Genomic DNA, 19,578 nt, shown 5'->3' with positions numbered 1-19,578 from the left:
ACTGATGAAAATTATCATTCTGGGCGCAGGGCAAGTTGGCGGTACGCTGGCTGAAAACCTGGTCGGAGAGAACAACGATATCACGGTAGTCGATACCAATGGTGAACGCCTGCGCAGCTTGCAGGACAAGTTTGATCTCCGCGTCGTACAAGGGCACGGTTCACATCCTCGCGTTCTGCGTGAAGCCGGCGCCGACGATGCCGATATGCTGGTTGCCGTAACCAGCTCAGATGAAACAAATATGGTTGCCTGTCAGGTAGCTTATTCACTGTTTAATACGCCTAATCGCATCGCCCGTATTCGTTCACCGGATTACGTTCGTGATGCGGACAAGCTATTCCAATCCGATGCCGTGCCTATCGACCACCTGATTGCGCCTGAGCAACTGGTTATCGATAGCATTTATCGACTGATTGAATATCCGGGTGCATTACAGGTAGTAAATTTTGCCGAAGGGAAAGTCAGCCTTGCGGTCGTGAAAGCCTATTACGGCGGGCCGCTAATCGGCAATGCGCTATCAACAATGCGTGAACATATGCCACACATTGATACCCGCGTGGCGGCGATTTTCCGTCATGATCGGCCGATCCGTCCGCAAGGTTCTACCATTGTTGAAGCAGGTGATGAAGTCTTCTTTATTGCAGCATCACAGCATATTCGCGCCGTAATGAGCGAATTGCAGCGACTGGAAAAGCCTTACAAACGCATTATGTTAGTGGGTGGTGGTAATATCGGTGCTGGTCTGGCACATCGTCTGGAAAAAGATTACAGCGTCAAACTGATCGAACGTAATCAACAGCGAGCATCCGAGCTTGCGGAGAAACTGCAAAATACGATCGTCTTCTTTGGAGATGCTTCGGATCAAGAGCTGCTGGCGGAAGAACATATCGATCAGGTTGATCTGTTCATCGCGGTCACCAACGACGATGAAGCTAACATCATGTCAGCGATGCTTGCCAAACGGATGGGGGCCAAGAAAGTGATGGTGTTGATCCAACGCAGAGCGTACGTCGATCTGGTGCAGGGCAGCGTGATCGATATTGCGATTTCGCCGCAGCAGGCAACTATCTCTGCGCTGCTCAGTCACGTGCGTAAAGCTGATATAGTTGGTGTTTCTTCACTACGCCGCGGTGTCGCGGAAGCTATTGAAGCTGTCGCACACGGTGATGAAACAACATCGCGGGTTGTAGGTCGCTCAATTGATGAGATAAAACTTCCACCCGGAACCATTATTGGCGCCGTCGTGCGTGGCAACGATGTGATGATTGCCAACGATAACCTGCGTATTGAACAGGGCGATCACGTAATTATGTTCCTGACAGATAAAAAGTTTATTACCGACGTCGAGCGGTTATTCCAGCCAAGTCCTTTCTTCTTGTAATAATTTGGGCGCGAATACCGCGCCCTTTTTATTTCCCTTTATTTATCAGGGTCTAATAAATTTTCCTTTGAGCAATACATAAATGGAAATTGCCTAAACATTTGTTAAACTTATAAACGTCAGCTGCATAGGGAGAATAAAATGAGCATTATTAAAGAATTTCGCGAATTCGCGATGCGCGGGAATGTTGTCGATTTGGCAGTGGGTGTCATTATTGGTGCGGCATTTGGTAAGATCGTTTCATCACTGGTTGCTGATATCATCATGCCGCCGCTTGGGTTGTTAATTGGTGGCATCGATTTTAAACAGTTTGCTTTAACGCTACGTGATGCACAGGGAGATATCCCAGCGGTTGTCATGCATTACGGTGTATTTATTCAGAACGTCTTTGATTTCATTATTGTTGCGTTTGCTATTTTTATGGCAATCAAGCTAATCAACAAACTGAACCGTAAAAAAGCGGAAGAGCCGGCAGCACCGCCTGCTCCATCGAAAGAAGAAGTATTGCTGAGTGAAATTCGTGACCTGCTGAAAGAACAAAATAATCGTTCTTAAGCACTCACTGAAACCAGAAGGCCAGTGGTAAAAAAGTGATTCACTTTCTTGCCACTGGCCTCCCAGTTACCCCGATTACCATGTTTACCTTTACGCAGATAACTTCCTTTCCCTTTCTTATTTTTCTCAATGCGCTGTCTGAACAGTGGGTCATGCAGAAGCGCCTCAATGGCGTTGTCCTTTATCTGCCCTTTGGTGTGCTGATAACGACTCATATTATCTCCAGTTTGTAATAGTTTACGCCGCGAGTGTAGACCTGGTCGTTCAATAAATCAACAACCTGATGTAGTTCCGCTGGCGCCTTGCTCAAGAGCTTCAAGGATAGAGCAGTAAACGCTGCTGTGCGCCTTGCCACAACATGCATCATTCAATCGCTGAAGCGATCGTTGCATCGCCTGAAGCTCCGCTATTCGCGCTTCAACCTCCTGCAATCTTTCCTGGACGATCCCTTTTGATTCCTGACAGGTATGGTGTTCAGGATCGATTCGGATCGAAAGTAGCTCGCGGATCGATTCCAGAGTGAAACCAAGCTGACGGGCATAACGAATAAACTTCAGACGCTGAAGATCGCTTTCCGTATAGAGGCGAAACCCACCTTCTGTACGTATTTCATGTTCCATCATCTGCTGCTTTTCATAGTAGCGGATGGTATCAGGCGTTACGTCAGCCAGTTTCGCTAATTCACCAATACGGTACATGCTCTCTCCGCTATTCGTCGTTGACTTTATGTAGCAGCTTATCTGCGTATTCACCGTGTAAAAACTCAGTGCTAAGTCCAGCCTGTCGAAGTTTAAGTTCCAGTAGTGAAAGTCTTCGGCTCACCTCCTGATAACCAGGATCATCTTTGCGGATCCCTGTGAGTAATTCAAGCAGCTGTATTGCCTCTCTGCGCTGCTCAAGCTCAGGAGGAAGACAGCCTGCATTTTTTAATAAACGGAATCCAGCTCGCAGTTCCAGTGGAACATGGGAATCGTCATCAAGAACCAACGGCTTACCTGTACCAGGTAAACGGTCAAACTCACCTTTAGACTGTGCATCAATAATATGCCGCTCTGCCCACTGGTCCAATAACCACATACAACACTCCAGGGGATGAACAAAAAGAGTACTGATATTGTAGATAAGCGGGGATATGACGGATATAAAAAAACCCGCCGAGGCGGGTTTTTTTACGTTACTACAGATTACTCTGCAGCAGCTTCTGTTTTCTCTGAACGATCAACCAGCTCGATGTATGCCATCGGCGCGTTGTCGCCTGCACGGAAACCACACTTCAGAATGCGAGTGTAACCACCGGCGCGGCTCGCGAAACGCGGGCCCAGTTCGTTAAACAGTTTTGCCACGATCTCATTATCACGAGTACGGGCGAATGCCAGACGACGATTAGCTACGCTATCAGTCTTGGCAAGAGTAATCAGCGGCTCAACTACGCGACGCAGCTCTTTCGCTTTCGGCAGAGTCGTCTTGATGATTTCATGACGAACCAGTGAACCTGCCATATTGCGGAACATAGCCTGGCGATGGCTGCTGTTGCGGTTCAGTTGACGACCACTCTTACGATGGCGCATGACCTTATCCTTCTCAGTAAAACCTTAACCTGTGATCCGGTTACTCGTCAGCGATGCTTGCCGGTGGCCAGTTTTCCAGGCGCATGCCCAGAGACAGTCCACGGGAAGCCAGCACGTCTTTAATCTCAGTAAGAGATTTTTTACCAAGGTTAGGCGTCTTAAGAAGCTCAACCTCAGTACGCTGTACCAGATCACCGATATAGTGGATAGCTTCTGCTTTGAGGCAGTTAGCAGAGCGGACAGTCAATTCCAGATCGTCAACAGGGCGCAGCAGGATCGGATCGAATTCTGGTTTCTCTTCTTTAACTTCCGGCTGACGTACATCACGTAAGTCAACGAAAGCTTCAAGTTGTTCAGCCAGAATGGTTGCCGCACGACGAATCGCCTCTTCAGGATCGATTGTGCCGTTGGTTTCCATTTCGATGACCAGCTTGTCCAGGTCGGTACGCTGTTCTACACGCGCTGCTTCAACATTGTAGGCAATACGCTCTACAGGGCTGTAGCATGCGTCGACCAGCAGACGGCCGATTGGGCGCTCATCTTCTTCCGAATGAATTCGGGTAGAAGCCGGCACATAACCACGACCGCGCTGAACTTTGATGCGCATGCTAATAGATGCGTTCTCATCGGTCAGGTGGCAGATCACGTGCTGTGGCTTGACGATTTCGACATCACCATCATGGGTAATGTCGGCTGCAGTCACAGGGCCAATGCCAGATTTATTCAAGGTAAGAATAACGTCATCTTTACCCTGAACTCTCACCGCCAGCCCTTTCAGGTTGAGCAGGATTTCCAGGATATCTTCCTGAACGCCTTCTTTGGTGCTGTACTCATGTAGTACACCATCAATCTCAACCTCGGTCACCGCGCAACCCGGCATCGATGAGAGCAGAATACGGCGCAGTGCGTTACCCAAAGTATGGCCAAAGCCACGCTCTAAAGGCTCAAGGGTCACCTTGGCGTGCGTCGAACTCACTTGCTCGATATCTACCAGGCGCGGTTTTAGAAACTCTGTCACAGAACCCTGCATTGTGTCCTCTCTTTGGTACTAAGCTTTACTTGGAGTAAAGCTCGACGATCAGGTGTTCGTTAATGTCCGCAGACAGATCAGAACGCTCCGGCTTACGCTTGAACGTACCTTCCATCTTGCCAGCATCAACTTCCAGCCAGGTTGGCTTTTCACGCTGCTCAGCCAGCTCCAGAGCGGCTTTCACGCGAGACTGCTTCTTCGCTTTCTCACGAATGCTAACAACGTCATTCGGACTAACCTGATAAGAAGCGATGTTAACAACACGACCGTTTACCATAATTGCTTTATGGCTGACCAGCTGACGTGCTTCTGCACGAGTGGCACCGAAGCCCATACGGTATACAACGTTGTCCAGACGACCTTCCAGCAGACCCAACAGGTTTTCACCGGTGTTGCCTTTCAGACGTGCTGCTTCTTTGTAGTAGTTACGGAACTGACGCTCCAGCACACCGTAGATACGGCGAACTTTTTGCTTTTCACGCAACTGCACACCATAGTCAGACAGACGCGGTTTACGCGCACCGTGCTGGCCAGGAGCTTGTTCAATTTTACACTTGGTATCGATCGCGCGAACGCCAGACTTAAGGAATAAGTCAGTGCCCTCACGACGGCTCAGCTTGAGCTTAGGACCCAAATATCTTGCCATTTTCTTTCTCCAACAATCCTAGAAACGACAGCGTTATACGCGACGTTTTTTCGGCGGACGACAACCGTTATGAGGGATCGGAGTCACATCAGTAATATTAGTGATGCGGAAACCAGCGGCGTTCAGAGCACGAACAGTAGATTCGCGACCTGGACCCGGTCCTTTGACCATAACTTCCAGATTCTTGATACCGTATTCTTTTACGGCTTCAGCGCAACGCTCTGCTGCAACCTGAGCTGCAAACGGAGTGGATTTGCGAGAACCACGGAAACCGGAACCACCGGCTGTTGCCCAACCCAGTGCGTTACCCTGACGATCAGTGATGGTAACGATGGTGTTGTTAAAAGAAGCATGGATATGAGCCACGCCGTCAGAGACTTGTTTTCTTACACGTTTACGTGCACGAATTGGTGCCTTTGCCATTATTCAATCACCCCGATTATTTCTTGATCGGTTTGCGCGGACCCTTACGGGTACGTGCGTTGGTCTTGGTACGCTGACCGCGAACCGGGAGACCACGACGATGACGCAAACCGCGATAGCAACCAAGGTCCATAAGGCGCTTGATGCTCATGCTAACTTCACGGCGCAGATCACCTTCAACGACAAATTTGGCAACTTCGTCACGCAGCGTGTCGATTTGTTCTTCAGACAGCTCACTGATCTTAACATCTTCAGCGATACCCGCGGCAGCCAGAATGGCTTTAGAACGGGTCTTGCCGACGCCGTAGATCGAAGTTAATGCGATCACAGCATGTTTCTGATCAGGAATGTTAATGCCTGCTATACGGGCCACTATGCACTCCTACTATTTAATATGTACGCACCATGCTGAAAAGCCCGTTTTCAGGATACTCAAATGGAAACGCACAGACATACAAAAGATTGGCTGGCTAATCTAGCCAGCTCAACCCAACTTTGCAAGAAAAATATGCGAATAAATCAGCCTTGGCGCTGTTTATGCTTCGGCTCGGCACTGCAAATCACACGGATGACACCATCACGCTTAACGATTTTGCAGTTACGGCATAATTTCTTGACGGAAGCACGAACTTTCATTTTTACTCTCCGTAACTTCTCGGGCGACTGTTAACGGCCGTAGCCTTTCAGATTCGCCTTCTTCAATGCAGACTCGTACTGACTTGACATCATCAGAGTTTGCACTTGAGCCATAAAGTCCATAATCACGACAACAACGATAAGCAGTGAGGTCCCACCGAAGTAGAACGGTACTTTCATTGCATCACGCATGAACTCCGGGATCAGGCAGATAAAGGTAATGTAGAGCGCACCAACCAAAGTCAGGCGGGTCATTACTTTATCGATATACTTCGCCGTTTGCTCTCCCGGACGAATTCCTGGTACAAATGCACCGGACTTCTTCAGGTTATCTGCTGTTTCACGCGGGTTGAAAACCAACGCCGTGTAGAAGAAACAGAAGAATATGATTGCAGACGCATAGAGTAACACATAAAGCGGTTGCCCAGGCTGCAAATACAGCGAAATTGTTGTCAGCCAGTTCCAACCCGTCCCGCCCCCGAACCATGACGCGATGGTCGCCGGGAACAGAATAATACTGGAAGCGAAGATTGCTGGGATTACCCCCGCCATATTCACTTTCAGCGGTAAATGTGTGCTCTGTGCAGCATAGACACGACGACCTTGCTGACGTTTCGCGTAGTTTACCACAATGCGGCGTTGACCACGCTCAACAAATACAACAAAGAACGTCACTGCGAATACTAATACTGCAACCAACAGCAACACGAGGAAGTGCAGGTCGCCTTGACGCGCTTGCTCGATAGTATGGGCAATGGCTGGCGGGAGTCCCGCGACAATACCGGCGAAGATAATGATTGAGATACCGTTGCCGATACCACGTTCAGTAATCTGTTCACCCAACCACATCAGGAACATCGTCCCTGTAACCAGACTTACAACAGCGGTGAAATAGAATGCAAAGCCTGGGTTCATCACCAGGCCCTGCATACCAGGCATATTCGGCAGACCGGTAGCAATACCGATCGACTGGAATATCGCCAGCACCAGAGTACCGTAGCGGGTGTACTGGCTGATCTTACGACGACCAGACTCCCCTTCTTTCTTAATTTCTGCCAGCGTTGGATGAACCACCGTCAGCAGCTGGATAATGATCGACGCCGAAATATACGGCATGATCCCCAGAGCAAAGATAGAAGCACGGCTGAGAGCACCACCAGAGAACATGTTAAACATTTCAATGATGGTGCCTCGCTGTTGCTCAAGCAGTTTGGCAAGTACAGCGGCATCAATACCAGGGATCGGAATGAAAGAGCCAATACGGAACACAATCAGCGCGCCGATTACAAACAGCAGTCTGCGTTTCAGCTCGCCTAAGCCACCTTTGGCACTTTGAAAATCTAATCCCGGTTGTTTAGCCATCTGCTACTTATTCCTCGATTTTACCGCCAGCAGCTTCGATAGCAGCACGAGCGCCTTTAGTAACACGCAGGCCACGAACAGTTACCGGAGTAGTGACTTCACCAGCCAGGATCACTTTCGCGAACTCGATCTGGATACCGATAATGTTAGCTGCTTTCAGCGTGTTCAGGTCTACAACACCGCCTTCAACTTTAGCCAGGTCAGACAGACGAACTTCGGCTGTAATCGCTGCTTTACGTGAAGTGAAGCCGAATTTCGGCAGACGACGGTACAGAGGCATCTGGCCACCCTCGAAACCGCGACGTACGCCACCGCCAGAACGAGACTTCTGACCTTTGTGACCACGACCACCGGTTTTACCGAGGCCAGAACCGATACCACGACCCAGGCGGCGAGCCGCTTTTTTAGAGCCTTCGGCCGGAGACAGAGTATTTAAACGCATCTCTTACTCCTCAACTTTAACCATGAAGGAAACCGCGTTGACCATACCACGAACAGCAGGAGTATCCTCGCGCTCTACGGTGTGACCAATACGACGCAGACCCAGGCCAAGCAGCGTTGCCTTGTGTTTCGGCAGACGACCGATTGCACTGCGGGTTTGAGTAATTTTAATAGTCTTTGCCATGGTTTATTTCCCCAGAATTTCTTCAACGGATTTACCACGCTTGGCAGCGACCATTTCCGGAGATTTCATATTTTCCAGACCATCGATAGTTGCACGAACCACGTTAATCGGGTTAGTGGAACCATACGCTTTAGCCAGAACGTTACGAACTCCAGCGACTTCCAGAACGGCGCGCATTGCACCACCGGCGATGATACCGGTACCTTCGGAAGCCGGCTGCATGAATACACGAGAACCCGTGTGAGTACCCTTAACCGGGTGCTGCAGGGTGCCGTGGTTCAGCGCGACGTTAATCATATTGCGACGGGCTTTTTCCATCGCTTTCTGGATCGCTGCTGGAACTTCACGCGCTTTACCGTAACCAAAACCAACGCGACCGTTACCATCACCAACTACAGTCAGAGCTGTGAAGGAGAAAATACGACCACCTTTAACGGTTTTAGATACGCGGTTAACCGCGATCAGCTTTTCCTGCAGTTCGCCAGCTTGTTTTTCGATGTGAGCCATCTTACACCTCTACCTTAGAACTGAAGGCCAGCTTCACGGGCAGCATCTGCCAGTGCCTGGACACGACCATGATATTGGAACCCGGAACGGTCAAAAGAAACATCTTTGATGCCTTTTTCCAGAGCGCGTTCAGCAACAGCTTTACCTACAGCTGCAGCAGCGTCTTTGTTACCGGTGTACTTCAATTGTTCAGCGATAGCTTTTTCTACAGTAGAAGCAGCTACCAGAACTTCAGAACCGTTCGGTGCAATTACCTGTGCGTAAATATGACGCGGGGTACGATGTACCACCAGGCGAGTTGCACCCAGCTCCTGGAGCTTGCGGCGTGCGCGGGTCGCACGACGGATACGAGCAGATTTCTTATCCATAGTGTTACCTTACTTCTTCTTAGCCTCTTTGGTACGCACGACTTCGTCGGCGTAACGAACACCCTTGCCTTTATAAGGCTCAGGACGACGGTAGGCGCGCAGATCTGCTGCAACCTGACCGATCAGCTGTTTATCAGCGCCTTTCAGCACGATTTCAGTCTGAGACGGACATTCTGCAGTGATACCCGCAGGCAGCTGATGGTCAACTGGGTGAGAGAAACCTAAAGCCAGGTTTACTACATTCCCTTTAACCGCTGCACGATAACCTACACCAACCAGCTGAAGCTTCTTAGTGAAGCCTTCGGTAACACCGACAACCATTGCATTCAGCAGGGCACGCGCGGTACCAGCCTGAGCCCATCCATCTGCGTAACCATCACGCGGACCGAAGGTCAGTGCATTATCTGCATGATTTACTGCAACAGCATCGTTGAGAGTACGAGTCAGCTCGCCGTTTTTACCTTTGATCGTAATAACCTGACCGTTGATTTTTACATCAACGCCGGCAGGAATAACGACCGGTGCTTTAGCAACACGAGACATTTTTTCCTCCGATTAGGCTACGTAGCAGATAATTTCGCCACCAAGACCAGCCTGGCGCGCTGCACGATCAGTCATAACACCTTTAGAGGTAGAAACAACTGCGATACCCATGCCAGCCATAACTTTCGGCAGCTCGTCTTTACGCTTATAAATGCGCAGACCTGGGCGACTGACACGCTGAATGCTTTCTACAACAGCTTTACCCTGGAAATACTTGAGAGTAAGTTCCAGTTCCGGCTTGGTGTCGCCTTCAACTTTAAAATCTTCAATAAAACCTTCTTCCTTCAGCACGTTGGCAATTGCCACTTTCAGCTTGGAGGAAGGCATGGTGACCGCAGCTTTATTCGCGGCCTGACCGTTACGGATACGGGTCAGCATATCCGCGATCGGATCTTGCATGCTCATCTGTCTTTACTCCCGTGATTCAATTGGTAATTACCAGCTAGCCTTTTTCAAGCCTGGTACTTCACCGCGCATGGCGGCTTCACGCAGTTTGATACGGCTCAACCCGAACTTGCCCACATAGCCATGCGGACGACCTGTTTGACGGCAGCGGTTACGCTGACGGGACGGGCTGGAATCACGCGGCAGAGACTGCAGCTTGAGAACTGCGTTCCAACGATCTTCGTCGGTCGCGTTCACATCAGAGATAATAGCTTTCAGTTCAGCGCGTTTTGCGAAGTACTTATCAGCTAAAGCTACGCGCTTTACTTCGCGTGCTTTCATTGATTGCTTAGCCATTCAGTAACCCTACCTTACTTGCGGAACGGGAAGTCAAAGGCAGCCAGCAGAGCACGGCCTTCTTCATCAGATTTCGCAGTAGTGGTAATGGTAATATCCAAACCACGCACGCGGTCGACTTTATCGTAGTCGATTTCTGGGAAGATGATCTGCTCACGGACACCCATGCTGTAGTTACCACGACCGTCGAAAGACTTAGCGGACAAGCCACGGAAGTCACGGATACGTGGAACAGCAATAGTGATCAGGCGCTCAAAGAACTCCCACATGCGTTCGCCACGCAGAGTTACTTTACAGCCGATCGGATAGCCCTGACGGATTTTGAAGCCTGCAACTGATTTGCGTGCTTTGGTGATCAGCGGTTTTTGACCGGAGATTGCTGTCAGGTCAGCTGCTGCGTTATCCAGCAGTTTTTTGTCAGCGATCGCTTCACCAACACCCATGTTCAGGGTGATCTTCTCGACCCGAGGGACTTGCATGACAGAATTGTAGTTAAACTCAGTCATGAGTTTAGCGACTACTTCGTCTTTGTAGTAATCATGCAGTTTCGCCATCGTACTACTCCAAATTACTTGATAGTTTCGCTGTTAGATTTGAAGAAACGGACTTTTTTACCGTCTTCGAATCTAAAGCCTACACGGTCAGCCTTGCCGGTTGCCGCGTTGAAGATAGCAAGGTTAGAGATCTGAATAGCTGCTTCTTTCTCTACGATGCCGCCTGGCTGGTTCAGGGCCGGAACCGGCTTCTGATGTTTCTTAACCAGGTTAATACCTTCAACAATGACCTTGCCGGAAGACAGGACATTCTTAACTTTACCGCGTTTACCTTTATCTTTACCGGTTAACACGATAACTTCGTCATCACGACGGATCTTCGCTGCCATGATTCGCTCCTTAGAGTACTTCTGGTGCCAGAGAGATAATTTTCATGAACTTCTCGTTACGAAGTTCACGAGTTACCGGCCCAAAAATACGCGTACCGATAGGTTGCTCGCTGTTATTGTTTAAAATAACGCATGCATTACCATCGAAGCGAATGACAGAACCGTCCGGGCGACGAACACCCTTCTTGGTGCGCACCACTACCGCCTTCAGCACATCACCTTTTTTGACCTTACCACGCGGAATTGCTTCCTTGATGGTGATCTTGATGATATCGCCGACGCCTGCGTAGCGACGGTGCGAGCCACCCAGAACCTTGATACACATTACGCGACGTGCACCGGAGTTGTCGGCGACGTTCAGCATAGTCTGTTCTTGGATCATTTTAGTGCTCCGCTAATGTCAACTACTACTGAGACCCGAAAATCAGGTCGTTAAAAAAGCCCCATATCGGGGGCGCGGCATTATAACACCGCTTCAACGATATGGGTAGAAAAAATAAACGGCTCATCGCTGAGCCGTTTATTCGTTGAGAATGCCTACTGTATTACAGAACGGCTTTCTCTACAACGCGAACCAGCGTCCAGGACTTAGTCTTGGACAGCGGACGGCATTCGCGGATTTCAACCACGTCACCAGTACCGCATTCGTTGTTCTCGTCATGTACGTGCAGTTTGGTCGTACGCTTAATGAATTTACCGTAGATCGGGTGTTTCACAAAACGTTCGATAGCAACAACGATGGATTTCTCCATTTTATCGCTAACAACGCGACCTTGCAGAGTACGGATTTTATCGGTCATTACGCACCCGCCTTCTCAGTCAGTAAAGTCTTAACGCGTGCGACATCACGACGCACTTGCTTCAACAGGTGAGACTGTTGCAGCTGGCCACTTGCAGCCTGCATACGCAGGTTGAACTGCTCACGCAGCAGATTCAGCAGCTCGGTGTTCAGCTCTTCAACACTCTTCTCACGCAGCTCTTTTGCTTTCATTACATCACCGTCTTAGTTACAAAGGTGGTTTTAATCGGCAGTTTCGCTGCTGCCAGCTTGAATGCTTCACGGGCCAGCTCTTCCGGTACGCCGTCCATTTCATACAGGACTTTACCCGGCTGAATCAAGGCAACCCAATACTCTACGTTACCTTTACCTTTACCCATACGCACTGCCAGCGGCTTTTCAGTGATCGGTTTGTCCGGGAATACACGGATCCAGATCTTACCTTGACGCTTAACTGCACGGGTCATAGCACGACGTGCTGCTTCGATCTGACGGGCAGTCAGACGACCACGGCCAACAGCTTTCAGACCGAAGCTGCCGAAGCTAACATCCGCGCCAGCAGCCAGACCGCGGTTACGGCCTTTGTGCATTTTACGGAATTTTGTACGCTTTGGTTGTAACATCAGCGACGCTCCTTATTTACGGCCTTTACGCTGCTGCTTTTTAGGTTGCGCAGCCGGTTTTTCCGGTTGTTCAACAGCAGCCATACCACCCAGGATCTCGCCTTTGAAGATCCATACCTTAACGCCGATTACACCGTAAGTGGTGTGCGCTTCAGAGGTGTTGTAGTCGATGTCAGCACGCAGAGTGTGCAGCGGTACGCGACCTTCACGGTACCATTCGGTACGTGCGATTTCCGCGCCGCCCAGACGGCCGCTAACTTCAACTTTGATACCTTTAGCGCCCAGACGCATTGCGTTCTGTACAGCACGCTTCATAGCACGACGGAACATAACGCGACGTTCCAGCTGAGAAGTGATGCTGTCAGCAACCAATTTTGCGTCCAGTTCAGGCTTACGCACTTCGGCGATATTGATCTGAGCAGGAACGCCAGCAATATCCGCTACGACTTTGCGCAGTTTTTCTACGTCTTCGCCTTTCTTACCGATAACGATACCCGGGCGAGCGGTGTGAATGGTCACACGGATGCTCTTAGCCGGACGCTCGATAACGATACGAGATACAGACGCTTTAGCCAGTTCCTTAGTCAGGTACTGACGTACTTTAAAATCGCTGTCCAGGTTGTCAGCGAATTCTTTGGTGTTCGCAAACCAGGTTGAGTTCCATGGTTTTACAATACCCAGGCGAATACCATTAGGATGTACTTTCTGACCCATTGCTAGTCTCCAGAGTCTCAGCGATCGGACACAACCACAGTAATGTGGCTGGTGCGCTTCAGGATGCGATCTGCACGACCTTTTGCACGCGGCATAATGCGCTTCATGCTCGGGCCTTCGTCTACGAAAATTTTCGTAACTTTCAGATCGTCAATGTCAGCGCCATCGTTGTGTTCAGCGTTAGCAATGGCAGATTCCAGGACTTTCTTAACCAGTACAGCCGCTTTCTTATTGGTGTAGGTCAGAATATCCAGGGCCTGCGACACTTTCTTACCGCGAATCAGGTCTGCAACAAGGCGAACCTTCTGAGCAGAAGAACGAGCATGGCGATGTTGAGCTAAAGTTTCCATCTCTTCCTCCTACCTTATTTCTTCTTCGCTTTTTTATCAGCAGCGTGGCCGCGATAAGTACGAGTCGGTGCGAATTCACCCAGTTTGTGACCGACCATTTCGTCGGAAACAAATACCGGAACGTGCTGACGACCATTATGGACAGCGATGGTCAAACCGATCATGTTAGGAAAGATCGTTGAACGACGGGACCAAGTGCGCAGGGGCTTCTTGTCTCCGCTTTCCACCGCTTTCTCTACCTTCTTCAGCAAGTGCAGGTCAATAAAAGGACCTTTCTTGAGAGAACGTGGCATGGCTTATCCTCTAAAATTATTTGCTACGGCGACGTACGATGAATTTATCAGTACGCTTGTTGCTGCGGGTCTTCTTACCTTTGGTCTGAACGCCCCACGGAGTTACCGGGTGCTTACCAAAGTTACGACCTTCACCACCACCATGTGGGTGATCGACTGGGTTCATCGCAGTACCGCGAACGGTAGGACGAACACCACGCCAGCGTGCAGCACCTGCTTTACCCAGAACGCGCAGCATATGCTCAGCATTGCCAACTTCGCCCAGAGTCGCACGGCAATCTGCTTCGACTTTACGCATTTCACCAGAACGCAGACGCAGGGTGACATAGGCACCATCACGAGCAACGATCTGAACGTAAGTACCAGCGGAACGTGCCAGCTGACCGCCTTTACCTGGTTTCATTTCTACGTTATGAACGGTAGAACCAACCGGGATATTGCGCATCGGCAGGGTGTTACCTGCTTTGATTGCAGCATCAACGCCAGATTGAATCTGGTCGCCAGCTTTCAGGCCTTTAGGGGCCAGGATGTAACGGCGTTCACCGTCTTTGTACAGAACCAGCGCGATGTTCGCGGAGCGGTTCGGATCGTACTCAAGACGTTCAACAACTGCCGGGATACCGTCTTTGTTGCGTTTGAAGTCAACAATACGATAAGCCTGCTTGTGACCACCACCGATGTGACGAGTGGTGATGCGGCCATTGTTGTTACGACCACCGGATTTGCTGTTTTTTTCAACCAGCGGAGCAAAAGGTTTGCCCTTGTGCAGCTCTGGGTTGACCACTTTAACAACGTGGCGACGACCCGGAGATGTCGGTTTACATTTAACAACTGCCATTGTATTACTCCTCCGACTTACTCAGCGCCGCCGACGAAGTCCAGATTCTGGCCTTCCTTCAGGGTGACGTAAGCTTTTTTCCAGTCGCTACGACGACCGATACGCTGTCCGTGACGTTTAACTTTCCCTTTAACTACCAGGGTGTTAACGACTTCGACTTCGACTTCAAACAGTTTCTGCACAGCAGCTTTGATTTCTGCTTTGGTCGCGTCTTTAGCAACTTTGAGAACGATGGTGTTAGTTTTTTCCATCGCAGTAGACGCTTTTTCAGAAACGTGCGGTGCGCGCAGCACTTTCAGCAGACGTTCTTCACGAATCATGCCAGCATCTCCTCAACTTGCTTAACAGCATCAGCAGTCATTACGACTTTGTCGAAGGCGATCAGGCTAACCGGGTCGATACCAGTTGCATCGCGTACGTCAACCTTGTGCAGGTTGCGCGCAGCCAGGAACAGGTTTTCGTCCAGCTCACCGGTGATGATCAGCACATCTTCCAGAGCCATGTCTTTCAGTTTCTGTGCCAGCAGCTTAGTTTTAGGCGCTTCAACAGAGAATGATTCGACAACGATCAGACGATCCTGACGTACCAGTTCGGACAGAATGCTTTTCAGCGCGCCGCGGTACATCTTTTTGTTAACTTTTTGACTGTGGTCCTGTGGACGAGCAGCGAAGGTCACGCCACCTGAACGCCAGATCGGGCTCTTGATAGAACCTGAACGCGCACGGCCGGTACCTTTCTGGCGCCACGGCTTTTTGCCTGAACCAGTTACTTCAGCACGAGTCTTCTGAGCACGAGTACCCTGACGAGCACCAGCTGCATAAGCAACAACAACCTGGTGAACCAGCGCTTCGTTGAAATCACGACCGAAGGTAGTTTCGGAAACAGTCAGCGCGCTCTGCGCGTCTTTCAATACTAATTCCATTGCTATCCCCTTACGCCTTCACAGCTGGTTTAACGATCAGGTCGCAACCGGTCGCACCCGGAACACCACCTTTAACCAGCAGCAGGTTGCGCTCAGCGTCAACACGTACTACGTCCAGGCTCTGAACGGTTACACGTTCGTTGCCCAGCTGACCTGCCATTTTCTTGCCTTTGAACACTTTGCCCGGAGTCTGGTTCTGACCGATAGAACCCGGAACGCGGTGAGACAAGGAGTTACCGTGAGTAGCATCCTGGGTACGGAAGTTCCAGCGCTTAACGGTACCAGCGAAACCTTTACCTTTAGAGGTACCGGTTACGTCAACTTTTTTAACGTCAGCAAACAGTTCAACGCTAATGTTCTGACCAACGGTGTATTCTTCACCATCTGCCAGACGGAACTCCCACAGGCCGCGGCCAGCTTCTACGCCAGCTTTAGCAAAGTGACCAGCTTCCGGCTTAGTTACACGGTTAGCTTTTTTAGCACCAGTGGTAACCTGAACAGCGCGATAGCCATCGTTAGCCAGATCTTTAACCTGAGTAACGCGGTTTGCTTCAACTTCGATAACGGTTACTGGGATAGATACGCCATCTTCAGTGAAGATGCGGGTCATACCCACTTTTTTACCGACTAAACCAATCATTGTATCAACCTCTCAATCGCTCGATGACCTGATTAACCCAGGCTGATCTGCACGTCTACACCGGCAGCCAGGTCCAGACGCATCAGAGCATCAACGGTTTTTTCAGTTGGCTCAACGATGTCAACCAGACGCTTGTGAGTACGAATCTCGTACTGATCACGCGCGTCTTTGTTAACGTGCGGGGAGATCAGAACGGTGAAACGCTCTTTGCGGGTCGGCAGCGGGATCGGACCACGAACCTGCGCACCAGTGCGCTTGGCAGTCTCGACGATTTCCGCGGTTGATTGATCGATCAGACGATGATCAAACGCTTTCAAACGGATACGGATTCTTTGGTTCTGCATGAGACCAGAGCTCCAATTATTTTATAGACGAAATAGTTACTCCTCAAACCCATTACGATTGATGGGAGAGTGTAACCGTTCTTACAGAGTTCCCCGATTGGGAACATTGTCTGGTATTGCTTTCGCAGTACCGGTGGCTCATATCGAACCGCTGTCAATATTAGACAAGCCCGCGCATTATACGTAAATCTCAGTCTTAAGCAAGTGCCGCGTAGAAATTAATCACTCGCAAATGCGAACCCCCTTCCACTCCGACTGTATGCGCTATGGCGTCGCGTGTTTTCCGTGGAAGGGAATTTACATAACTAACATCCCAGACTTGTATGGCCGCCGGTTTTACCCGAGGGTAACCTTTTTGCCGCACGAGGCTTGCCTATGTACATCGACCTCCCCTTTCTGCTGATTTATGTTTCGCTATCAGCGCTGCTCTTAGTTCAGGATTTACGTACCGGATTGTTGCCCGACAAATTTACCTGCCCGCTTTTGTGGAGCGGTCTTATTTATCATCAGTGTTGCAGACCGGCACAGTTATCCGAAGCGCTTTGGGGGGCCGTAGCAGGTTATGGTGCATTTTCACTGTTCTACTGGGGGTATCGTCTGCTATTTCGACAGGAAGGATTAGGTTTTGGTGATGTCAAATTTCTTGCCGCGCTAGGCGCATGGCATCGCTGGGAATCATTACCCCTGCTGGTTTTACTTGCCGCCGGCATGGCCTGTTGCCTCACTGGAATCACCTGCGTCTGGTGCGGGAGACAGGCGTTAAAAAACCCGCTGCCATTTGGGCCATATCTGGCGGCTGCGGGTTATGTTATTGGCGGGATAAATCTGCTACAGGGCGTTTAGTCACTGACTTTAATTTGCGACTGCAGATAATTTTGCAAGCCCAGTTTTGCAATCAGGTCCAGCTCTGTTTCGAGCCAGTCAATATGACCTTCTTCTTCAGTCAGGATCTCGATCATCATGTCCCGGCTGACATAGTCATGAACGCTATCAGCATAGGCAATGGCTTCGCGTAAATCTTTAGCACCATCGAGTTCGAGTCGAAGATCGGATTGCAGCATCTCTTCAACGTCTTCACCTATACCCAACTTACCAAGATCCTGTAAGTTTGGGAGCCCTTCCAGAAATAAAATACGCTCAATATACTTATCAGCGTGTTTCATCTCATCGATAGATTCATGGTACTCAACATCATTGAGGCGAGTCAGTCCCCAGTTTTTAAACATACGAGCATGGAGAAAATACTGGTTGATTGCGACAAGCTCATTTCCCAATAGTTTATTGAGATAATTTATGATTTTAACATCACCTTTCATTTTATAGTCCCTCCGCTTCCACTCTTAGAGCGTAGATGGGGCTACAGGGATGTCAAAAAAAAGAGTGTGACTTAGGCGATTTCTTTAAATTCTGGCATTTGTGTCAATTCATCCTGCATGACTTCGCGAGCAGCACGAATGCATTTACCACATTGATTTCCAACAGGAATAAATTTACGTAACTGCTGAAAAGACTGAGGGTGAAACTGGCGAACAGCCTGACGTATTTTTTTATCACTTATCGCATTACACAAACAAACGTACATGATCGCTCCCGTTCAATTTCTGTGCAAATTGTAAATGAGAATAGTTATGATTACAATAGCACAACGCTATTTACGCGGTGAGAGAATGAATAAAAAATGCGAATAAATATGACAATCACTAAATAGTAGGCAGCAAAAAGGGCGCCGAAGCGCCCTTTTTAAGCTCAAAGCTAATTAATCAATAATTAGCTCATTACTTTAGCAACAACGCCCGCACCAACAGTACGGCCGCCTTCACGGATTGCGAAACGCAGACCGTCGTCCATCGCGATTGGGTGGATCAGGGTAACAACCATTTTGATGTTGTCGCCCGGCATTACCATCTCAACGCCTTCCGGCAGTTCGATGGTACCAGTCACGTCAGTAGTACGGAAGTAGAACTGCGGACGGTAGCCTTTGAAGAACGGAGTATGACGGCCGCCTTCGTCTTTGGACAGAATGTACACTTCAGATTCGAACTTGGTGTGCGGCTTGATAGAGCCCGGCTTAGCCAGTACCTGACCACGTTCGATTTCTTCACGTTTGATACCACGCAGCAGAACACCAACGTTCTCACCAGCACGGCCTTCGTCCAGCAGTTTGCGGAACATTTCAACGCCAGTACAGGTAGACTTGGCAGTCTCTTTGATACCAACGATTTCAACTTCTTCACCAACTTTGATGATACCGCGCTCTACACGACCGGTAACAACGGTACCACGACCGGAGATGGAGAATACGTCTTCGATTGGCAGCAGGAACGGCTTATCGATAGCACGTTCTGGTTCTGGGATGTAAGAATCCAGGAAGCCAGCCAGTTCGATGATTTTCGCTTCCCACTCTGCTTCGCCTTCCAGCGCTTTCAGAGCAGAACCACGAACGATCGGCGTGTCGTCGCCCGGGAAATCGTACTGAGACAGAAGTTCACGAACTTCCATTTCTACCAGTTCCAGCAGCTCTTCGTCATCAACCATGTCGCATTTGTTCAGGAACACGATGATGTACGGAACGCCTACCTGACGACCCAGCAGGATGTGCTCACGAGTCTGCGGCATCGGGCCGTCAGTCGCAGCAACAACCAGGATCGCGCCGTCCATCTGCGCAGCACCGGTGATCATGTTTTTAACATAGTCGGCGTGGCCCGGGCAGTCTACGTGTGCGTAGTGGCGAGTCGGGGTGTCATATTCAACGTGAGAAGTGTTGATGGTGATACCACGAGCTTTTTCTTCCGGCGCGTTATCGATCTG

At 49.7% G+C, this 19,578-nt stretch carries 37 protein-coding genes; 3 read left to right on the top strand and 34 right to left on the bottom strand.

Annotated features, from left to right (window positions below; translation table 11 throughout):
- Window positions 1–4 precede the first annotated feature (4 nt).
- Both trkA and mscL read left to right on the top strand, forming a co-directional pair.
- Window positions 5–1,381 (top strand): Trk system potassium transporter TrkA, encoded by a 1,377-nt coding sequence (trkA, locus tag OGY15_RS01785; RefSeq protein ID WP_096890501.1) that lies wholly within the window; start codon window positions 5–7, stop codon window positions 1,379–1,381.
- Window positions 1,382–1,522: 141 nt separating this feature from the next.
- Window positions 1,523–1,936 (top strand): large-conductance mechanosensitive channel protein MscL, encoded by a 414-nt coding sequence (mscL, locus tag OGY15_RS01780; protein ID WP_003031152.1) that lies wholly within the window; start codon window positions 1,523–1,525, stop codon window positions 1,934–1,936.
- Here the strand turns inward: mscL and arfA are convergent.
- The 31 genes from arfA to rpsJ all read right to left on the bottom strand — a co-directional run bounded on the left by arfA (window position 1,933) and on the right by rpsJ (window position 16,770).
- Window positions 1,933–2,151, bottom strand: coding sequence for an alternative ribosome-rescue factor ArfA (gene arfA, locus OGY15_RS01775; protein WP_151219980.1), 219 nt, complete (start codon window positions 2,149–2,151; stop codon window positions 1,933–1,935). The two genes, mscL and arfA, sit on opposite strands and share 4 nt — an antisense overlap.
- Window positions 2,152–2,208: 57 nt before the next feature.
- Window positions 2,209–2,634 carry a Zn(2+)-responsive transcriptional regulator gene (zntR, locus tag OGY15_RS01770; protein WP_151219981.1) on the bottom strand — a complete coding sequence of 142 codons (426 nt, stop codon included), beginning with the start codon at window positions 2,632–2,634 and terminating at the stop codon, window positions 2,209–2,211.
- Window positions 2,635–2,644: 10 nt separating this feature from the next.
- A complete protein-coding gene (locus tag OGY15_RS01765; protein ID WP_187260387.1) occupies window positions 2,645–3,013 on the bottom strand; it encodes a DnaJ family domain-containing protein in 369 nt (122 codons plus the stop codon).
- A gap of 107 nt (window positions 3,014–3,120) precedes the next feature.
- Window positions 3,121–3,504: a 50S ribosomal protein L17 gene (gene rplQ, locus OGY15_RS01760; protein WP_001216370.1), complete on the bottom strand. Its 384-nt coding sequence runs from the start codon at window positions 3,502–3,504 to the stop codon at window positions 3,121–3,123.
- 40 nt (window positions 3,505–3,544) lie between these two features.
- The gene (locus OGY15_RS01755) at window positions 3,545–4,534 is read right to left on the bottom strand and encodes a DNA-directed RNA polymerase subunit alpha (RefSeq protein WP_003031139.1); all 990 of its coding nucleotides are present in this window, start codon (window positions 4,532–4,534) and stop codon (window positions 3,545–3,547) included.
- Window positions 4,535–4,559: 25 nt separating this feature from the next.
- Window positions 4,560–5,180: a 30S ribosomal protein S4 gene (gene rpsD, locus OGY15_RS01750; RefSeq protein WP_003031138.1), complete on the bottom strand. Its 621-nt coding sequence runs from the start codon at window positions 5,178–5,180 to the stop codon at window positions 4,560–4,562.
- 33 nt (window positions 5,181–5,213) lie between these two features.
- Entirely contained in the window at window positions 5,214–5,603 is a 390-nt protein-coding gene (gene rpsK, locus OGY15_RS01745) for a 30S ribosomal protein S11 (RefSeq protein ID WP_003031137.1), read from the bottom strand.
- Between the two features lie 16 nt (window positions 5,604–5,619).
- On the bottom strand, window positions 5,620–5,976 hold the full coding sequence (rpsM, locus tag OGY15_RS01740; protein ID WP_003031135.1) for a 30S ribosomal protein S13: 357 nt from the start codon (window positions 5,974–5,976) through the stop codon (window positions 5,620–5,622).
- Window positions 5,977–6,122: 146 nt separating this feature from the next.
- Window positions 6,123–6,239: a 50S ribosomal protein L36 gene (gene rpmJ, locus OGY15_RS01735; RefSeq protein WP_000868187.1), complete on the bottom strand. Its 117-nt coding sequence runs from the start codon at window positions 6,237–6,239 to the stop codon at window positions 6,123–6,125.
- A gap of 30 nt (window positions 6,240–6,269) precedes the next feature.
- Entirely contained in the window at window positions 6,270–7,601 is a 1,332-nt protein-coding gene (secY, locus tag OGY15_RS01730; RefSeq protein ID WP_001118864.1) for a preprotein translocase subunit SecY, read from the bottom strand.
- Between the two features lie 7 nt (window positions 7,602–7,608).
- Window positions 7,609–8,043 (bottom strand): 50S ribosomal protein L15, encoded by a 435-nt coding sequence (gene rplO / locus OGY15_RS01725; RefSeq protein WP_003031132.1) that lies wholly within the window; start codon window positions 8,041–8,043, stop codon window positions 7,609–7,611.
- Window positions 8,044–8,046: 3 nt separating this feature from the next.
- The gene (gene rpmD / locus OGY15_RS01720; protein ID WP_001140434.1) at window positions 8,047–8,226 is read right to left on the bottom strand and encodes a 50S ribosomal protein L30; all 180 of its coding nucleotides are present in this window, start codon (window positions 8,224–8,226) and stop codon (window positions 8,047–8,049) included.
- 3 nt (window positions 8,227–8,229) lie between these two features.
- Window positions 8,230–8,733: a 30S ribosomal protein S5 gene (rpsE, locus tag OGY15_RS01715; RefSeq protein ID WP_003031131.1), complete on the bottom strand. Its 504-nt coding sequence runs from the start codon at window positions 8,731–8,733 to the stop codon at window positions 8,230–8,232.
- A 14-nt stretch (window positions 8,734–8,747) separates the two neighbouring features.
- Entirely contained in the window at window positions 8,748–9,101 is a 354-nt protein-coding gene (gene rplR, locus OGY15_RS01710) for a 50S ribosomal protein L18 (protein ID WP_000358960.1), read from the bottom strand.
- Between the two features lie 9 nt (window positions 9,102–9,110).
- Window positions 9,111–9,644, bottom strand: coding sequence for a 50S ribosomal protein L6 (gene rplF / locus OGY15_RS01705; protein WP_003031129.1), 534 nt, complete (start codon window positions 9,642–9,644; stop codon window positions 9,111–9,113).
- Between the two features lie 12 nt (window positions 9,645–9,656).
- Entirely contained in the window at window positions 9,657–10,049 is a 393-nt protein-coding gene (gene rpsH / locus OGY15_RS01700) for a 30S ribosomal protein S8 (protein ID WP_003031127.1), read from the bottom strand.
- Window positions 10,050–10,079: 30 nt separating this feature from the next.
- Window positions 10,080–10,385: a 30S ribosomal protein S14 gene (gene rpsN / locus OGY15_RS01695; RefSeq protein ID WP_003031125.1), complete on the bottom strand. Its 306-nt coding sequence runs from the start codon at window positions 10,383–10,385 to the stop codon at window positions 10,080–10,082.
- A 14-nt stretch (window positions 10,386–10,399) separates the two neighbouring features.
- Complete coding sequence (gene rplE / locus OGY15_RS01690) at window positions 10,400–10,939, bottom strand: 50S ribosomal protein L5 (RefSeq protein WP_003031123.1); 540 nt, start codon at window positions 10,937–10,939, stop codon at window positions 10,400–10,402.
- 14 nt (window positions 10,940–10,953) lie between these two features.
- The gene (gene rplX / locus OGY15_RS01685) at window positions 10,954–11,268 is read right to left on the bottom strand and encodes a 50S ribosomal protein L24 (protein WP_003031122.1); all 315 of its coding nucleotides are present in this window, start codon (window positions 11,266–11,268) and stop codon (window positions 10,954–10,956) included.
- A 10-nt stretch (window positions 11,269–11,278) separates the two neighbouring features.
- Window positions 11,279–11,650 (bottom strand): 50S ribosomal protein L14, encoded by a 372-nt coding sequence (rplN, locus tag OGY15_RS01680; RefSeq protein WP_000613954.1) that lies wholly within the window; start codon window positions 11,648–11,650, stop codon window positions 11,279–11,281.
- Window positions 11,651–11,813: 163 nt separating this feature from the next.
- A complete protein-coding gene (rpsQ, locus tag OGY15_RS01675) occupies window positions 11,814–12,068 on the bottom strand; it encodes a 30S ribosomal protein S17 (RefSeq protein WP_003031120.1) in 255 nt (84 codons plus the stop codon).
- A complete protein-coding gene (gene rpmC / locus OGY15_RS01670; protein ID WP_000644742.1) occupies window positions 12,068–12,259 on the bottom strand; it encodes a 50S ribosomal protein L29 in 192 nt (63 codons plus the stop codon). Before rpmC ends, rpsQ begins: the two co-directional genes overlap by 1 nt.
- Entirely contained in the window at window positions 12,259–12,669 is a 411-nt protein-coding gene (gene rplP, locus OGY15_RS01665; RefSeq protein ID WP_000941208.1) for a 50S ribosomal protein L16, read from the bottom strand. The genes rpmC and rplP overlap by 1 nt, the downstream gene beginning before the upstream one ends.
- Before the next feature lie 12 nt (window positions 12,670–12,681).
- Window positions 12,682–13,383: a 30S ribosomal protein S3 gene (rpsC, locus tag OGY15_RS01660; RefSeq protein ID WP_000529945.1), complete on the bottom strand. Its 702-nt coding sequence runs from the start codon at window positions 13,381–13,383 to the stop codon at window positions 12,682–12,684.
- A gap of 17 nt (window positions 13,384–13,400) precedes the next feature.
- Complete coding sequence (gene rplV, locus OGY15_RS01655) at window positions 13,401–13,733, bottom strand: 50S ribosomal protein L22 (protein ID WP_000448832.1); 333 nt, start codon at window positions 13,731–13,733, stop codon at window positions 13,401–13,403.
- A 14-nt stretch (window positions 13,734–13,747) separates the two neighbouring features.
- A complete protein-coding gene (rpsS, locus tag OGY15_RS01650) occupies window positions 13,748–14,026 on the bottom strand; it encodes a 30S ribosomal protein S19 (RefSeq protein ID WP_001138115.1) in 279 nt (92 codons plus the stop codon).
- A gap of 16 nt (window positions 14,027–14,042) precedes the next feature.
- Window positions 14,043–14,864, bottom strand: coding sequence for a 50S ribosomal protein L2 (rplB, locus tag OGY15_RS01645; protein WP_000301869.1), 822 nt, complete (start codon window positions 14,862–14,864; stop codon window positions 14,043–14,045).
- Window positions 14,865–14,881: 17 nt separating this feature from the next.
- The gene (rplW, locus tag OGY15_RS01640; RefSeq protein WP_000617546.1) at window positions 14,882–15,184 is read right to left on the bottom strand and encodes a 50S ribosomal protein L23; all 303 of its coding nucleotides are present in this window, start codon (window positions 15,182–15,184) and stop codon (window positions 14,882–14,884) included.
- Complete coding sequence (gene rplD / locus OGY15_RS01635; RefSeq protein ID WP_003031119.1) at window positions 15,181–15,786, bottom strand: 50S ribosomal protein L4; 606 nt, start codon at window positions 15,784–15,786, stop codon at window positions 15,181–15,183. Before rplD ends, rplW begins: the two co-directional genes overlap by 4 nt.
- 10 nt (window positions 15,787–15,796) lie before the next feature.
- Window positions 15,797–16,426 carry a 50S ribosomal protein L3 gene (gene rplC / locus OGY15_RS01630; protein ID WP_003031117.1) on the bottom strand — a complete coding sequence of 210 codons (630 nt, stop codon included), beginning with the start codon at window positions 16,424–16,426 and terminating at the stop codon, window positions 15,797–15,799.
- A 32-nt stretch (window positions 16,427–16,458) separates the two neighbouring features.
- Window positions 16,459–16,770 carry a 30S ribosomal protein S10 gene (gene rpsJ / locus OGY15_RS01625; RefSeq protein WP_001181005.1) on the bottom strand — a complete coding sequence of 104 codons (312 nt, stop codon included), beginning with the start codon at window positions 16,768–16,770 and terminating at the stop codon, window positions 16,459–16,461.
- Window positions 16,771–17,145: 375 nt separating this feature from the next.
- Here rpsJ and OGY15_RS01620 point away from each other — a divergent pair, with 375 nt between their 5' ends.
- On the top strand, window positions 17,146–17,613 hold the full coding sequence (locus OGY15_RS01620) for a prepilin peptidase (RefSeq protein ID WP_151224112.1): 468 nt from the start codon (window positions 17,146–17,148) through the stop codon (window positions 17,611–17,613).
- Here OGY15_RS01620 and bfr read toward each other — a convergent pair.
- From bfr to tuf, 3 genes are all read right to left on the bottom strand, one after another.
- Window positions 17,610–18,086 carry a bacterioferritin gene (gene bfr, locus OGY15_RS01615; RefSeq protein WP_003031113.1) on the bottom strand — a complete coding sequence of 159 codons (477 nt, stop codon included), beginning with the start codon at window positions 18,084–18,086 and terminating at the stop codon, window positions 17,610–17,612. The two genes, OGY15_RS01620 and bfr, sit on opposite strands and share 4 nt — an antisense overlap.
- 71 nt (window positions 18,087–18,157) lie before the next feature.
- Window positions 18,158–18,352, bottom strand: coding sequence for a bacterioferritin-associated ferredoxin (bfd, locus tag OGY15_RS01610; protein ID WP_003031111.1), 195 nt, complete (start codon window positions 18,350–18,352; stop codon window positions 18,158–18,160).
- A gap of 185 nt (window positions 18,353–18,537) precedes the next feature.
- On the bottom strand, window positions 18,538–19,578 hold a 1,041-nt coding region (gene tuf / locus OGY15_RS01605; RefSeq protein ID WP_058842576.1), incomplete at its 5' end, for an elongation factor Tu.

Source organism: Citrobacter sp. Cu231, from assembly GCF_030332265.1.
GTDB lineage: Bacteria > Pseudomonadota > Gammaproteobacteria > Enterobacterales > Enterobacteriaceae > Citrobacter > Citrobacter meridianamericanus.
The sequence above is the reverse complement of the archived record's forward strand: the minus strand, read 5'-3'. Positions and strand labels throughout refer to the sequence as shown.